Annotated in this window: 12 protein-coding genes and 1 pseudogene; 9 read left to right on the plus strand and 4 right to left on the minus strand. The window is 62.8% G+C overall.

Features of this window, described 5'->3' with window-relative positions:
• A partial coding sequence (locus ACMKFF_RS06390; protein ID WP_419496422.1) for a hypothetical protein occupies window positions 1–250 on the plus strand: 250 nt, incomplete at its 5' end.
• 40 nt (window positions 251–290) lie between these two features.
• Here the strand turns inward: ACMKFF_RS06390 and ACMKFF_RS06395 are convergent.
• Entirely contained in the window at window positions 291–1,181 is an 891-nt protein-coding gene (locus tag ACMKFF_RS06395) for a radical SAM protein (protein WP_419496423.1), read from the minus strand.
• A gap of 688 nt (window positions 1,182–1,869) precedes the next feature.
• Here ACMKFF_RS06395 and rlmD point away from each other — a divergent pair.
• Window positions 1,870–3,225 (plus strand): 23S rRNA (uracil(1939)-C(5))-methyltransferase RlmD, encoded by a 1,356-nt coding sequence (rlmD, locus tag ACMKFF_RS06400; RefSeq protein WP_419496424.1) that lies wholly within the window; start codon window positions 1,870–1,872, stop codon window positions 3,223–3,225.
• A 726-nt stretch (window positions 3,226–3,951) separates the two neighbouring features.
• Here rlmD and ACMKFF_RS06405 read toward each other — a convergent pair.
• Window positions 3,952–4,818, minus strand: a complete 867-nt coding sequence (locus tag ACMKFF_RS06405; RefSeq protein WP_419496425.1) for a helix-turn-helix transcriptional regulator — start codon at window positions 4,816–4,818, stop codon at window positions 3,952–3,954.
• The gene (locus tag ACMKFF_RS06410; protein ID WP_419496426.1) at window positions 4,815–5,441 is read right to left on the minus strand and encodes a glycerol-3-phosphate acyltransferase; all 627 of its coding nucleotides are present in this window, start codon (window positions 5,439–5,441) and stop codon (window positions 4,815–4,817) included. Before ACMKFF_RS06410 ends, ACMKFF_RS06405 begins: the two co-directional genes overlap by 4 nt.
• Window positions 5,442–5,519: 78 nt before the next feature.
• Between ACMKFF_RS06410 and ACMKFF_RS06415 the strand changes: the two genes are divergently transcribed.
• On the plus strand, window positions 5,520–5,996 hold the full coding sequence (locus tag ACMKFF_RS06415) for an aminoacyl-tRNA deacylase (RefSeq protein WP_419496427.1): 477 nt from the start codon (window positions 5,520–5,522) through the stop codon (window positions 5,994–5,996).
• Window positions 5,997–6,570: 574 nt separating this feature from the next.
• On the opposite strand, the gene ACMKFF_RS06420 is transcribed toward ACMKFF_RS06415, so the two are convergent.
• Window positions 6,571–7,848, minus strand: coding sequence for a M18 family aminopeptidase (locus tag ACMKFF_RS06420; protein ID WP_419496428.1), 1,278 nt, complete (start codon window positions 7,846–7,848; stop codon window positions 6,571–6,573).
• 700 nt (window positions 7,849–8,548) lie between these two features.
• Here ACMKFF_RS06420 and ACMKFF_RS06425 point away from each other — a divergent pair.
• The 6 genes and pseudogenes from ACMKFF_RS06425 to ACMKFF_RS06450 form a co-directional block, all read left to right on the plus strand.
• Window positions 8,549–9,478, plus strand: coding sequence for a methylenetetrahydrofolate reductase (locus ACMKFF_RS06425; protein WP_418486806.1), 930 nt, complete (start codon window positions 8,549–8,551; stop codon window positions 9,476–9,478).
• A 161-nt stretch (window positions 9,479–9,639) separates the two neighbouring features.
• Complete coding sequence (locus tag ACMKFF_RS06430) at window positions 9,640–10,407, plus strand: AAA family ATPase (RefSeq protein WP_418464288.1); 768 nt, start codon at window positions 9,640–9,642, stop codon at window positions 10,405–10,407.
• A gap of 140 nt (window positions 10,408–10,547) precedes the next feature.
• Entirely contained in the window at window positions 10,548–11,492 is a 945-nt protein-coding gene (gene acsD, locus ACMKFF_RS06435; RefSeq protein ID WP_367927189.1) for an acetyl-CoA decarbonylase/synthase complex subunit delta, read from the plus strand.
• Window positions 11,493–11,511: 19 nt separating this feature from the next.
• Window positions 11,512–12,825 (plus strand): annotated as a pseudogene (acsC, locus tag ACMKFF_RS06440) (acetyl-CoA decarbonylase/synthase complex subunit gamma); the annotation flags it as partial.
• Between the two features lie 150 nt (window positions 12,826–12,975).
• Window positions 12,976–13,788 carry a carbon monoxide dehydrogenase/acetyl-CoA synthase methytransferase subunit gene (acsE, locus tag ACMKFF_RS06445; RefSeq protein ID WP_349136232.1) on the plus strand — a complete coding sequence of 271 codons (813 nt, stop codon included), beginning with the start codon at window positions 12,976–12,978 and terminating at the stop codon, window positions 13,786–13,788.
• Between the two features lie 431 nt (window positions 13,789–14,219).
• Window positions 14,220–14,432: hypothetical protein (locus ACMKFF_RS06450; RefSeq protein WP_419496429.1), on the plus strand; the 213-nt coding region annotated here is incomplete at its 3' end.

Consider the following 14,432-nt stretch of genomic DNA (forward strand, 5'->3'; position numbering starts at 1 on the left):
TTATTATAGCACGGCGGCAGCAACAATGCAAACATTTGTTTTTGTACACGGAACCTCTGATGAAATCCCCTGCGGCGGCTGGCGGATCTTTTTCGCCAATCCATCGGTTCGAAAAGCTTGGAGTATTGCGCAGCCGTTGGCGGCTTCGCCGCCTTACGGATGCGGCATACCCCTTGCGGGTACACAAAGTACGCCTGCGCTTTCCAAACCTTGTCTTGACAAAAAATCCCTCGCCATCCGCTCTTGTTGATTTCCTCAGAGGCTCCTGAATTTTTTCACGATTTCATTCATCAGCCAGAGTAAAGCAGCCCCTTGTCCCCGAAATCCGGCAGGTATTCCGTCGTTGCGCTGGAAAAATCCTGCCAATAGCCCGTCAGGCCGCACAGCTCCATCCAGCTCAGCGCCCCGTCATATTCCTCCCGGGTGATGCCGCGGTCAAGCGGCGCGGGCAGATTGCCCATCGGCACATACTGGCTCATGAGCGAAACGGAAACGTCCCGCGCCGGGAACAGCGCCGCGATGGTGTCGAGCGCGGCCAGCGTGTTCGAGAGATACCCCGGCAGCACAAGGTGCCGCACGAGCATTCCCTTCCCCATCTGCCCGTCTTCGTTCAGCTCCGTCCCGCCGACCTGCCGGTACATCTCGCGCAGGGCCGCCGCCGCGACGGCTGGGTAGTCCCGCGCGCCGGACAGCCGTGCCGCCAGCTCCGGGTCGGCGTATTTGTAGTCCGGCAGATAGATGTCGATCAGGCCCTCCAGCTCCCGCAGCGTCTCAACGGATTCATAGCCGCCGCAGTTGTAGATGACGGGTACGGGAAGCCTCGGCGTCAGCGCCGGGAGGATGGACGGCAGAAAATGCGTCGGCGTGACAAGGTCGATGGACTGCGCGCCCTCGTCGATGAGGCGCAGGAACGTTTCGCGCAGGGCCTCCGGCGTCAGCGTCTCGCCCGCGCCGCCGGTCGAGATGACGCCGTTCTGGCAATAGCGGCAGCGCAGCGTGCAGCCGCTGAAAAACACTGCGCCCGTGCCGTAATTGGCACAGATCGGCGGCTCCTCACCGTAATGGAGCATGGCGCGCGCCGCACGCAGCTGCCCCGGCATCCGGCAGAAGCCAAGCTCGCCCGCTTCGCGGTCAACGCCGCACCGCCGCGGGCAGAGCGTACAGGATCGATAAGAAAGCATGGGACCTCCCTGCGCTGCGGTGTTGCCGCCGCGCGTGATTTGTGCTAGAATAGGGTTAAAAATATGGATCGCTGAGTATAGGGCTCGATATAGGAACCGGCCGTCGATGGCGCGTTGTAGGGGAGGGGCATGCCCCTCCCGGCGCTGCACCAGCAGTCGGTACAAGGTGCCGTTAAAATGGTATGCACCGATTGCGTCTGTAGCGGCGCTCAGTGAGCGCCTTACAGGCTGGCAATAATTGCGGCACAAATTATTTGGCGCAATGCCTCCAAGTTTGTCATTGCGAGGCCCCAAAGGGGCCGTGGCAATCTCGGGAAGGCAGTTGCGATTTCGCCGAAGTCAGCCTGTTATCCGGCCATGTGCTGCGAGATTGCCACGTCGCTTCGCTCCTCGCAATGACACGTCAGGCTGGTGCGGCGGTGCATCAGTGCCCTCGTGCGGTTGAATTACCCCGTACAGGGCGGTCACTGACCGCCGCTACATTGGCGTGTGCGCTCGGCGGAGTGCCACCAAAACTTCGGCCTGCAAGGCGCTCACTAAGTGCCGCTACAGACGCAATTGGTTTGTACGTTTTTATCGACAGCCTGTGCGAATCGGCAGCATTGCGCCGGGCCCGGCTGTCCCCTCCCCTACAGAGCGCCGTCGGTACTCGCCCGGCCCATTCCGCGAACCGAAACAGGGGAATCATATGCTGAAAAAGAACGAAATTTACCGTACCGCCGTCTCCGGCTTCACGAGCGAGGGCCTCGGCGTCTGCCGGGTGGACGGCTGCGCCGTCTTCGTGCCGAACGCCGCGCCGGACGAGGAATACGACCTGCGCATCACGCACGTCGGCAGGCACGCGGCCTATGGCCGCATCGAGCGTATCCTCACGGCCTCGCCGGACCGCTGCACCCGGCTCTGTCCGGATGCCAAGCGCTGCGGCGGCTGCGACTTCTGGCACCTGCGCTATCCGGCGGAGTGCCGCATCAAGGCGCAGCGCGTGACGGACGCCCTGAACCGCATCGGCGGGCAGGACCTGCCGCTCGTCGCCCTGACGCCCGCGCCGGCGTGCGAGGGCTACCGCAACAAGGCCCAGTTCCCCGTCGCCATGGGGAAGACCGGCATCGAGGCGGGTTTTTTTGAAAAGGGAACGCACAACGTCGTCCCCGTGGAGCACTGCCGCATCCAGCCCGCCTGCGCCGAGCAGGCGCGCAGCGCCGTCCTGCGCTACGCCCGCCGCTGGAATGTCCCGGCCTATGATGAGACCGCCCGCACCGGCCTTCTGCGGCATATCTATGTCCGCCATGCCGAGGCCACGGGGCAGGTGCTTGTCTGCCTTGTCGTCAACGGCGAGCGCCTCCCGCAGGAGGACGCCCTTGTCGATACGCTGCGCAAAACCGTGCCCGGCCTGCGCTCCGTCGTTCTCAATACGAACACGCGCTGCGGCAACGCCGTCCTCGGCGAGACCATGCGCACGCTCTGGGGCGACGATGCCATCGAGGATATCCTGTGCGGCCTGCGCTTCCGCATCTCGCCGCGCTCGTTCTATCAGGTCAACCGCACGCAGGCAGAGCGGCTCTACAGCAAAGCGCTGGCAGCAGCCGGTCTGACCGGGACAGAGACGGTCCTTGACCTCTATTGCGGCACGGGCACCATCACGCTCTGCCTTGCGCGGCAGGCGAAGCGCGCCGTCGGCGTCGAGCTTGTCGAGGCCGCCATCCGCGATGCGCAGGAAAACGCCCGCCGCAACGGCATCGGAAACGCGGAATTCTTCTGCGCGGATGCCGGACAGGCCGCCCAGCGCCTCTGCGCCGCCGGGGAGACGCCGGATGTCATCGTCGTCGATCCGCCGCGCAAGGGCCTTTCCGCCGATGTCATCGAGGCCATGGTCCGCATGGCCCCGCAGCGCATTGTCTATGTCTCCTGCGACCCGGCCACTCTCGCGCGCGATGTCCGCAGCCTCACGCAGCAGGGCTACGCCCTCACGCACGCCGAGGCCGTCGACCTCTTCCCCCGCTGCGCCCATGTGGAGACGGTGTGCAGGCTGGAGCGGGTCAAGTGAAATCTAATATGTAGGGGAGGGACATGTCCCTCCCGGCTGCGCACCGGCGCAATCAACAGGCCGCCGTTAAAATGGTGTGCACCGATTGCGTCTGTAGCGGCGCTCGTTGTACAAGGCCGCCGCGCGAGAGAAAAATGTAGCGGCGCTCAGTGAGCGCCATGCAAGCTGGCAGCATATGCTGCAGGGATTCTGCGGCGCAATGCCTCCAAGTTTGTCATTGCGAGGCCCCAAAGGGGCCGTGGCGCCCTGAGCGCGAAGCGCGAGGAAGTGCCCTTGGGGTGCAATCTCGGGAAGGCAGTTGCGATTTCGCCGATGACTTCCCTGTTGTCCGGTCGGGTTCTGCGAGATTGCCACGTCGCTTCGCTCCTCGCAATGACAAATCTGATAGCCTTGCGCCATGAGGCAATGCGGCGCATATTGCAAGCCTCCATGGCGCTCACTGAGCGCCGCTACAGTCAAATTTGATAGCGATTGCGTTCGGCGGCACTCTGTGTATATCGGCAGTGCCTTCCCGAGATTGCCACGTCGCTTCGCTCCTCGCAATGACAAATCTGGGGGCATTGTGCGGTCGGCAAAGCCGCTCTATAACTTGCCAGCCCGCAAGGCGCTCACTGAGCGCCGCTACAGACGCAATCGGTTTTCGCGTTTTTATCGACAGCCTGTGCGAATCGGCAGCATTGCGCCGGGGCCGGTTGTCCCCTCCCCTACAATTATTTATGATTTCCCCTACAGCCTCTCATACGGCTGCATATCGCGGAACTCTCCCGGCGTGCGGCCGGTATCCTTGCGGAACGCATTGGCGAAGGCCGTTGAGGACGGGAAGCCGCACAGCGCGGAAATGTGCCGCACGGTGTCGTCCGTGCCGCGCAGCAGGACCTTGGCCTTCGCCAGCCGCAGGCGAACGATGCGCGCATAGGGCGTCTCGCCGAAGCGGCGCTTGAACGCCGTGATGAAGTGGTTGCGCTGCATGCCGCACTGGGCCGAAAGGCCGTCGATCGCCAGCGGCTGCGTGTAGTGCAGGTAGATGAATTCCTCCATCGCCCCCAGTGTGTCGGCGGACTGCTCCTCCGCCTGCGCGGGGCGCGGCTGCGGGCGGCAGCCGCATTCGATCAGCTCCGAGATGACGAGGGCCGCCAGACAGCGCAGGTCCGCCTCGTCGCGCCGCCCGTGAAATTCCTCCTGAAACAGGCGCAGAAAGCGGCGCAGCCGCTCCGACACCGCAAACATCGGCCCGAACTGCGCGCCGTCGAGGCCCTTTTCGCGCAGGCGCTGCACCATAAAATTCGGCGAGACCTCGAGGCTGATGTTCGCAACGTCGCATTGCTCCAGCGCCTGCCCGTGGCGCACGCCGCTCTGCACGGGGTAGACCATGCCGGGGCGGCCAAAATAGACGTCCGTCCCCTGCAGGATGATGGGCATGGGCGCCAGCGGCAGCAGGAATTCATAGGCCGCGTGGCTGTGCGTGAACGGCGCGACGACCTGATCGGGCGAGCGCCGCAGCTCTGCCACGGACAGAATGCTGCAGTAGCTGTGATCGCACAGCTTCGTCAGATACCCGCGCTGCGGGCAGTGGGCCTGAAACAGCGGATTCATTCCCCTGCCTCCTCGCGCTGCGGCTCGTGGCGGCTGAACAGGAACTGCCGGAATGTCTGCTCCTTGCCCTCACGCCAGCGGGCAAAGTTCGACCGGTGCGCCCAGAGCATGGCCGGGAAGATCAGCGCCAGCGCGATCGTGCCGCGCCAGTCGCCCGTCCGCAGCAGGTAGAGCGGCGCATAGACCAGCGCCGTCAGCAGCGGCAGGATGCTCGCCCGGTTCCAGATCATGCCGATGAGGAACATCAGAACCAGCAGCGGCAGCACCAGCTCCGGCGTCAGACCGAGCACCGTGCCGCACAGGCAGGCCGTCCCCTTCCCGCCGCGGAAGCGCAGAAACACGGGGAAAATGTGCCCCAGCACGCACAACAGCCCGGCCAGCGCCGCGCACAGCGGCGGCAGCAGCAGGCGCAGCGGGAACGTCACGACAAAAGCCTTGGAGACGTCCAGCGCCATCACGACCAGGCCCGGCTTCAGCCCGGCAGCCAGCATCATGTTCGTGGCCCCGGCGTTGCCGCTGCCAAACGTGCGGATGTCAAAGCCCCGCCGCCGCGACAGCAGATACGACGGGCTGAAGCATCCGGCAAAATAGCCCAGCAGGGCGCAGAGGATGTATTTGCTCATCCGAAGAATCCCCCCATGATCCGTCCGTTTTCTTCATTATATCACAGGATTTTCTGAATTTCCACAGGAGGCATTCCCATGCACGAAAAACACGAAAAAACCAATGCCATGCGCCAGCTCGACCGCAAAAAGGCCGCCTACACCGTCCATTCCTATGACGGCGGCGCGCTCAGCGGCACAGAGGTCGCCGCCGCGCTCGGGCAGGACCCGGCGCATTGCTTCAAAACGCTCGTCACCGTCGGCAAAACCGGCGGGCATTATGTCTTCATGATCCCCGTCGCGGCTGAGCTGGACCTGCGCAAGGCGGCGTCCGCCGCGGGCGAAAAATCCGTCGCCATGCTCCCGCAGAAGGAGCTTCTGCCCCTCACGGGCTATATCCACGGCGGCTGCAGCCCCATCGGCATGAAAAAGCAGTTCCCTACGTTTGCGGATGCAACGATCGCGGACGGCGAGACCGTCTGCTTCAGCGGCGGCCGCGTCGGCCTGCAGATCGAAACGACGCTCGCGGTCCTGCAGAGTGTCGTTCCCGTCACGCTGGCGGACCTGACGGTGTGATCATTGCAGGGGAACGGACAGCCGGGCCCGGCGCCGCACTCACGACCGGTACAGGCCATCGTGAAAATGGTATGTCCCCCCGAATTGTCATTGCGAGGAGGCCATAGGCCGACGTGGCAATCTCGGGAAGGCATTTGCAGTTCGTACAAGCCGCCGTTAAAATGGTGCGTACCGATTGTGTCTGTAGCGGCGCTCAGTGAGCGCCATGGGTACTCACAAATTTCCGTGCATTCCCGCCGACCGCACCCGCCATTGTAGGGGAGCGGCATGCCGCTCCCGGCGCCGCACTCACGACCGGTACAGGCCATCGTGAAAATGGTATGTCCCCCGAATTGTCATTGCGAGGAGGCCGGAGGCCGACGTGGCAATCTCGGGAAGGCAGTTACGTTTTCGCCGGGGCTTTCCTGTTGCCTATCCCGTTACTGCGAGATTGCCACGTCGCTTCGCTCCTCGCAATGACAAATCTGAAAGCCGGTGCTTTCCGTTTTCCACTTTCTGCATATCGTCCCCCCTACAATCCCATACCTGAAAAACACCGCCCGGTGGGGGTCATCCCATCGGGCGGTGCTGCCATTTATTTTGCGGAATAGAACGCCGTGCACAGGCGGACGAACGCATCCTGATCGGCGGCGGCCATCAGCTCGCGGGCGGAGTGCATCGCAAGGATCGGCACGCCGATATCGGCTGCGGGCATGGCCAGCAGCGACGAGGCCATGGAGCCGACCGTGCCGCCGCCGGGCAGATCGGCACGGTTCATGTAGGTCTGCAGCGGGATGTTTGCCGCACCGCACAGGCCGGAGATCATGGCGCAGGTGTCGGCGTCCGAGGAATAGCGCGGGCTGCGCTTCAGGGCCACGCCGCGTCCGAGCAGCGCGCCGCACGTCACGTCGGCCAGCTCCGGGTGGTTCGGGTGCACAGCGTGCGCGGCGTCGCACGAGAGCAGCATGCCGTTCACGCAGGCGTCGAGATACTGCGCGCGGCTCAGGCCGAGGGCGTCGGCCAGCTTTTCGAGAATGACCGTCAGCGTGCTGCTGTCCGCGCCGCGGCGGGTGTTGCTGCCGATCTCCTCGTTGTCATAGAGCACGGCGAGGTTGATCGTGTCGCCGTCCGCGTCCAGCAGGCCGCGCAGGCAGGCGTGGACGGACGTCAGGTTGTCCAGCCGGGCCGAGGAGAGCAGGTCCTGCTCAAAGCCGACGAGCTGCGCAGGCTCGTGGCAGTAGGCGCACAGCTCAAAGGACAGAATGTCCTCCGCCGCTGCACCGAGGCGCTCGGCCAGCTTGCCCACGAGGTAGCCCTTTTTCTCCCATGCGTCCTGCACCGTGCGGCACAGCGGCAGCATGTCGACGTTCGGCTTCGTGGGAACGCCCTTGTTCACCTCGCGGTTGAGGTGGATGGCGACGTTCGGGATGATGGCCAGCGGCTCGTCCCATGCGACAAGGCGGCGCGCCGGGCGCATGGGGTCGTCCGTCCGGACGAGGGCCACACCGGCAAGGCCGAGCGGGCGGTCGAGCCAGGTGTTCAGGATCGCGCCGCCGTAGGGCTCAACGCTCAGACGGCAGCAGCCGCCGGAAACGAGCTCCGGCTGCGGCTTGATGCGCATGCAGGGCCAGTCCGTATGCGAGGCGGCGATGCGGAACACATCGCGCGCGCCGACGGTGATGGCGGCGAGAAACGTGCCGCTGCTCACAAAGTAGCGGCCGCCGCGCTTCACGGCAAACGGCGCGCCCAGCTCCAGCGGGGTGAAGCCCTGTGCGGTGAGGGCCTGCTCCGCCATGGCGACGGTATGCCACGGCGAACGCCCGCCGTCCAGCCAGTGCATCAGCTCGGTGCAGAATTCAGACATGTCAGACATGGATAATCGCTCCTTTTATTTATGGCAGCACCGCATCATTGCATTGTGCGGCGCTGCCTTATTTATATAGTTGGGAATCGGGAATAGGGCGGCATTGGTGCGTTTGTAGGGGCGGGGCATGCCCCGCCCGTCCGCGAAGCGGCAAAAGGACAGCCAAATCGATAGGATGCACCGCTGTCAGCGCCGTGCCTCCTGATGTGTCATTGCGAGGGCGCTTCGCGCCCGTGGCAATCTCGGGAAGGCAGTTACGTTTTCGCCGACGGCTTTCCTGTGATCTGGTCGGGTACTGCGAGATTGCCACGTCGCTTCGCTCCTCGCAATGACAAGTCGGGGGCAGTTGCCGTTTTAACGGCGGCCGGTACGAATTGTTCGTGCAGCGCCGGGCGGGGCATGCCCCGCCCCTACAAGGGCAGTTGCCATTTTAACGATGCCCTGTACGAGTCGGCGGTTTACCGCCGGGCCCGGCTGTCCCCTCCCCTACAGCACCCCGCGGTCTGCCGGATTTTCTCCATTGTACCATATTCCCCGGGAAAAATCCACCCTGTCGGAAAAAAGCGGTCTCTCTCCGTAAAATCTATGGAAAAGCGCTTGAAAACCGGACCCTTTTGTGATACGATAAATTTGTATCAAAATGAGTGTACTGCGCGCAGGCGCGGGCTTCATTTGCACACAGATACCACAATATTAGGAGGCAAACACCATGAATGTAGCAGAGATCATGGAACAGCGCAACGCATTTTCCTTTGAAGTCTTCCCCCCGAAGACGGACGTTGGCATGGAGAAGCTGTGCGGCGAGGGCGGCGTGCTTGAGAAGCTCTATACGCTCAATCCGGATTACATCTCCTGCACCTACGGCGCTGGCGGCACGAACGTCGGCAAGAACCTTGAGGTCCTGAAGAAGATCAAGGCCGACGGCAAGTGCACCCCCGTGACGCACTTCACCTGCGTGGCCAACACCAAGGAAGGCATCAAGGACCAGCTCCAGACCTATCTGGACAACGGTATCGACCACATGCTCGCGCTCCGCGGCGACATCCCCTTTGGCTGGACCGGCACGAACGGCGACCTGCACTATGCCACCGAGCTGGTGAAGTTCGTCCGCAAGGAATTCGGCGACAAGTTCACCATCGCCGTCGCAGGCTCCCCCGAGGGCCACATTGCCTGCCGTTCTCTGGAAGCCGACATCTCCTTCCTGAAGCAGAAGCAGGATGAGGGCGCAGACTACATCATGACCCAGCTCTGCTGGGATATGGACCAGTTCCGTTACTGGATGGACGCCATCCGCGCCGCCGGCATCTGGATGCCGGTCGATGTGGGTATCATGCCTGTCCTCGACGCCGCCGCCACCATCAACATGGCGCTCTCCCGCAACGGCTGCGTGATGTCCCGCGACCTGTGCGAGATCATCTCCAAGAACTGGATCTTCCCGAATCCGTTCGCTCCGAACGAGTCCGAGGAGTCCATCGCTGCCAAGAAGGCGTCCTTCAAGGAAGCCGGTATCGAGTATACCATCAAGCTCATCGACGAGTATCGCGTCTGCGGCATCAACGGCATCCATCTGTATGCCCTGAACAAGTATGACGACGTCGCCCGCATCGTCAAGGAGTCCGGCATCGTCGACCTGATCTAAGGATCAGGTATTTGGCGGTACCGCGCAATTGCTGAATTGTGCGCTGCTGCCGGTTTGGGCTGCCGGATTTCCGGAGCTGCCCCAAAATTTGCTCACCTTTTCGCGCTGCCGGGCGGCTCCGCCGTCCGGCAGTTCCCCCACTGCACAAAGGAGGTTTTCCCATGGCCTATACCATTGCTGTCGCCGGAAAGGGCGGCGTCGGAAAAACGACGGTCTGCGGCATGATGATCGACGCCCTCATCAAGGGCGGCAAGGGTCCGCTGCTCGTCGTCGACGCGGATGCCAATTCCAATCTGAACGAGGTCCTCGGCGTCGAAGCCGGTGTCTCCCTCGGCCAGATCCGCGAGGAGATCGCGCAGGCGGAGCTCCGCGGCGATACGATCCCCAAGAGCATGACAAAGGCGGACTATGCCGAATACCGCTTCGAATCCGCGCTGGCGGAGGAGGACGATTTCGACATGCTCGTCATGGGCCGCACACAGGGCAAGGGCTGCTACTGCTACGTCAACGGCGTGCTCAAGACCCTGCTCGACAAGTATATCGGCGCTTACCGCTATGTCGTCATCGACAACGAGGCCGGTATGGAGCACATCGCCCGCGGGACGCTCCCGCATGTCGATGCGCTGCTGCTCGTCTCCGACTGCTCGCGCCGCGGCGTGCAGGCCGTTGCCCGCATCGCCGAGATGGTCCGCGAGCTGGACCTGAAGCCCGGCCTCATGAAGCTCATCATCAACCGTGCGCCCGGCGGCGTTCTCTCCGACGGCGTGCGCGAGGAGATCGAGGCCCATCATCTGGAGCTTGCCGGCGTCCTCCCACAGGACGATGCCGTCTACGAAGCGGACTGCGACGGCAAGCCCAGCTCGAAGATCCCCGATGCCAGCCCGGTCAAGCAGGCGCTGCACGGGATCATGCAGGACCTGAGCCTGTAAGGCAGCCCCGCACAATTGCATGCTCCCGCTGAATTGTGCGGCGCTGCCGTAAAATCCATTTTTCTTTCTTATCGGAGAACCAACGGAGGCCCGGCCGTCCGGTCCGGCTTCCCGATCAACCATTTCAGGAGGAAAACACAATGTCTTTTGAACCCAAAACGCAGGCGTTCAATTCGTCGATCAGCTCTGTTACCATCGGCACTGGTGACAAGGCAGTCACGCTCGGCGGCATTAACGTTCTGCCCTTCTACGCATTCGACGCGCCCATCACCAATGCGCCGAAGATCGGCGTAGAGATCACCGACCACGGCATGGCGGCTTATCCGCAGGCCGGTCTGCAGGAATTCTATGCCGGCTGCCAGACCGTGGCCGACATGGCAAAGCGCGTGGAGACGATGCACGGCGCATCGTTCATCTGCCTCCACTTCGAAGGCGCTGACCCCAACGGCGATAACCGCTCCATCGAGGAGTGCGTCGAGATCGCCAAGTCCGTTGCCGATGCAACGGATCTGCCCCTCGTCATCATGGGCTGCAAGAACATCGAGAAGGATGCGGAGCTCTTCACGAAGGTCTCCGAGGCCCTGCAGGGCAAGAACATCCTCGTCTTCTCCGCCCGTGAGGAGAACTACAAGTCCGTCGGCGCCTCCGCCGTCATGGCCTATGGCCAGAAGGTCGGCGCAGAGTCCGCCGTCGACATCAACCTTGCCAAGCAGCTCAACGTCCTGATGACGCAGCTCGGCGTCGCCCCGACGTCCATCGTCATGAACGCCGGTTCCGCCGCAGCGGGCTACGGCTATGAGTACGTTGCCTCTACCCTCGACCGCATCCGTGCGGCTGCCCTCGCCCAGAGCGACACGCAGCTCCAGATGCCCATCCTCACGCCCGTCTCCCCCGAGACCTGGTCCGTCAAGGAATCCATGGTCAGCGAGGCCGATATGCCCGAATGGGGCAGCGCCGAGGAGCGCGGCATTGAGATGGAGATCACCACGGCTGCCGCCTGCCTCGCCGGCGGCTCCGATGCCGTCATCATGCGTCATCCCGCGGCCATCAAGGCCATCAGCGAGATGATCGAAGCGCTGGTCTGAGCGGAAGGAGGAACATACAATGGCACTGAAAGGCTTGGATATCTTTAAGCTCTCTCCCAAGAAAAACTGTAAGGAATGCGGCAGCCCCACCTGCATGGCCTTCTGCATGAAGGTCGCACAGGGCGCCGTCGCTCTGGATAAATGCCCGTACTTCTCCGAAGAAGCCAAGGCAAAGCTCTCCGAGGCCACTGCGCCTCCCATGAAGACCATCACGGTCGGCAATGACATCAAGCTCGGCGGCGAGACCGTCCTGTTCCGCCACGAGAAGACCCTTGTCAACCGCAACCGCTTCGCCGTTCCCGTCTGCACCTGCATGGACGAGGCCGCTGCCGATCAGAAGCTGGCCGACATCCAGAAGGTCGACTATGAGCGCATCGGCGAGCGCGAGTACATCGAGTTCGTCATGGTCCGCTGCGAGAAGGATTCCGCCGATAAGTGGGAAGATCTCGTCAAGAAGGCCGCCGCAACGGGCCGTACCCTCATCCTCAACTGCACCTGCCCCGAGTGCGCGAAGAAGGCCCTTGCCATCTGCAAGGACGGCAAGCCCATCCTCAACGGCGCCACGCCGGAAAACTTCGAGGAGATGAGCGCCATCGCCACCGAGGCGGGCGTGACCCTCGGCGTCCATGCCGACAGCCTGTCCGAGCTGCATGACCTCATCGCCAAGCTCGAGGCCGCGGGCAACAAGAACCTCATCATCGACGTCACCGGCAAGACCGTCAAGGAGACGTTCGCCAACACCGTGCTCGTCCGCCGCACCGCGCTGAAGGACGGCGACCGCACCTTCGGCTATCCCTCCATCGTCGATCTGGCCAAGCTGGCCGCGGGCGACGAGCATCTTGAGACCGCCCTGGCCGCCGTCTTCACCCTGAAGTACGGCTCCATCATCGTCATGGAGCGCCTCGGCTATGCAGAGGCCCTGCCGCTGTACGGCCTGCGCCAGAACGTCTTCACCGACCCGCAGAAGCCGATGAAGGTCGCGCCCGGCATCTACCCGATGAACGGCGCAACGCCCGACGATCCCTGCATGCTGACCGTCGACTTCGCCCTGACCTACTTCCTCGTCTCCGGCGAGATCGAGCGCTCCAATGTGCCGGTCAACCTGCTCATCACCGACGCCTCCGGCATGTCCGTCCTGACGGCATGGGCCGCCGGCAAGTTCTCCTCCAGCTCCATCAAGAAGTTCTTCGATGAGTTCGAGCTGGACAAGAAGATCAATAACCGCACGCTCGTCATCCCCGGCAAGGTCGCCGTCATGAAGGGCGAGATCCAGGACAAGCTGCCCGACTGGAACGTCGTCGTCGGCACCCGCGAGGCCGTTGAGATCGTCAAGTTCCTCAAGGACGGCGAGCACATCAAGGCTGCTGAGGCCGTCGCCGCCACGAAGAAGCCGAAGGAAGAGAAGAAGGAAGTCGTCGACGCCGACGCTCCCATCGACTATTCCAAGCTCGTCATTCCGGAGATCCCGCACAAGGATCTCGGCGTGACCTACAAGCAGCGCAATGTCGAGTCCAAGAAGTTCGTCACCATCGGCGAGCGCATCCACTGCATCAGCCCGGTCATCCGCGAGGCCATGGCCACGTTCAACCCGGATCCCATCCTCGAGCGTGCTGCGCAGCAGATCAAGGCCGGCGCCACCTATCTGGACGTCAACATCGGCCCTGCCGAGTCCAACGGCCCCGAGCTCATGACCTGGGCGGTCAAGCTCCTGCAGGAGAACTTCAACAACGTCCCGCTGGCCCTCGATACCGCCAACAAGAAGGCCATCGAAGCCGGTATCCGCGTCTATAACCGCACGAACGGCAAGCCCATCGTCAACTCCGCCGATGCAGGCTCCCGTATCTCCAACATCGACCTGGCAGCTGCCAACGACGCCATCGTCATCGCCCTCTGCTCCGCCGACGGCATCGCGAAGGACAACGACGAGCGTATGCACCACTGCCACACCATGCTCGATCGCGGCATGGCGCTCGGCATGGAGGCCGAGGACCTGTGGTTCGACCCGCTGTTCCTTGTCGTCAAGGGCATGCAGGATAAGCAGATGGACGTCCTGAACGCCATCAAGCTCTTCGCCGATGAAGGCCTGAAGTCCACCGGCGGCCTGTCCAACAACTCCAACGGCGCGCCGAAGACCCTCCGCCCGATCATGGACTCCGCCCTCGTCGCCATGGCGATGATGCAGGGCCTGACCTCTGCCATCGTCAACCCGAACGACCTGCGCCTGATGGAGACCATCAAGTCCTGCGATATCTTCAAGAACAACGAGCTGTATTCCGACAGCTATCTGGAGATCTGATCCGCAAACCCTGTCACCCAGCCCCGAGCATTCGGGGCTGGGTGCAGCCGCATTCTCGGAGCATGGAGAAAATGCAGGAAAATAAAGAAAAAAGCCCGCATTTTCCCCATGCCCCGATGCGCACAGCCGCGCGTTGTAGGGGCGGGGCATATGAAAAATGAATTATGGAGAATACGCTGGCCTCCGGCCTCGCGTTGTAGGGGAGGGGCATGCCCCTCCCGGCGACGCACTGGCAGCCCGTACAAGCCATCGTTAAAACGGCACCAGCCCCGATTTGTCATTGCGAGGAGGCCGACGGCCGACGTGGCAATCTCGGGAAGGCAGCTGCGGCTCGTACCGGCCGTCGTGACAGTGGTATGCACCGATTGCGTCTGTAGCGGCGTTCCCTGAGCGCCTAGCGCACCTGCGAATTTTCATCAGGAGGAAACCGAATGAAAAGAAAACACATGATCCGGGCTTGCCTCCTGCTTTTCTGCCTTCTCCTGTGCACGGCCTGCCGAAGCGAATCCAAACCAAAAGAGACGCGGTTCAGCTTTGTGAGCGAGGACAGCCTCACCATAGTCAATGCGGAGGGGCAGGAGCTTCATTTTGCAGACAAAGTATGGAGCGGTACGATGCCGGTGCTGGACGGCCATTTCACAGTG

The organism is Faecousia sp. (assembly GCF_048519415.1).
Lineage (GTDB): Bacteria > Bacillota > Clostridia > Oscillospirales > Oscillospiraceae > JAZOXB01.

Coding starts and splice junctions, on each gene's coding strand:
- ACMKFF_RS06395 (WP_419496423.1), bottom strand. CDS start 1,181: ATGCTTTCTTATCGATCCTGTACGCTCTGCCCGCGGCGGTGCGGCGTT.
- ACMKFF_RS06430 (WP_418464288.1), top strand. CDS start 9,640: ATGGCCTATACCATTGCTGTCGCCGGAAAGGGCGGCGTCGGAAAAACG.
- rlmD (WP_419496424.1), top strand. CDS start 1,870: ATGCTGAAAAAGAACGAAATTTACCGTACCGCCGTCTCCGGCTTCACG.
- ACMKFF_RS06425 (WP_418486806.1), top strand. CDS start 8,549: ATGAATGTAGCAGAGATCATGGAACAGCGCAACGCATTTTCCTTTGAA.
- ACMKFF_RS06410 (WP_419496426.1), bottom strand. CDS start 5,441: ATGAGCAAATACATCCTCTGCGCCCTGCTGGGCTATTTTGCCGGATGC.
- ACMKFF_RS06415 (WP_419496427.1), top strand. CDS start 5,520: ATGCACGAAAAACACGAAAAAACCAATGCCATGCGCCAGCTCGACCGC.
- ACMKFF_RS06420 (WP_419496428.1), bottom strand. CDS start 7,848: ATGTCTGACATGTCTGAATTCTGCACCGAGCTGATGCACTGGCTGGAC.
- ACMKFF_RS06405 (WP_419496425.1), bottom strand. CDS start 4,818: ATGAATCCGCTGTTTCAGGCCCACTGCCCGCAGCGCGGGTATCTGACG.
- acsD (WP_367927189.1), top strand. CDS start 10,548: ATGTCTTTTGAACCCAAAACGCAGGCGTTCAATTCGTCGATCAGCTCT.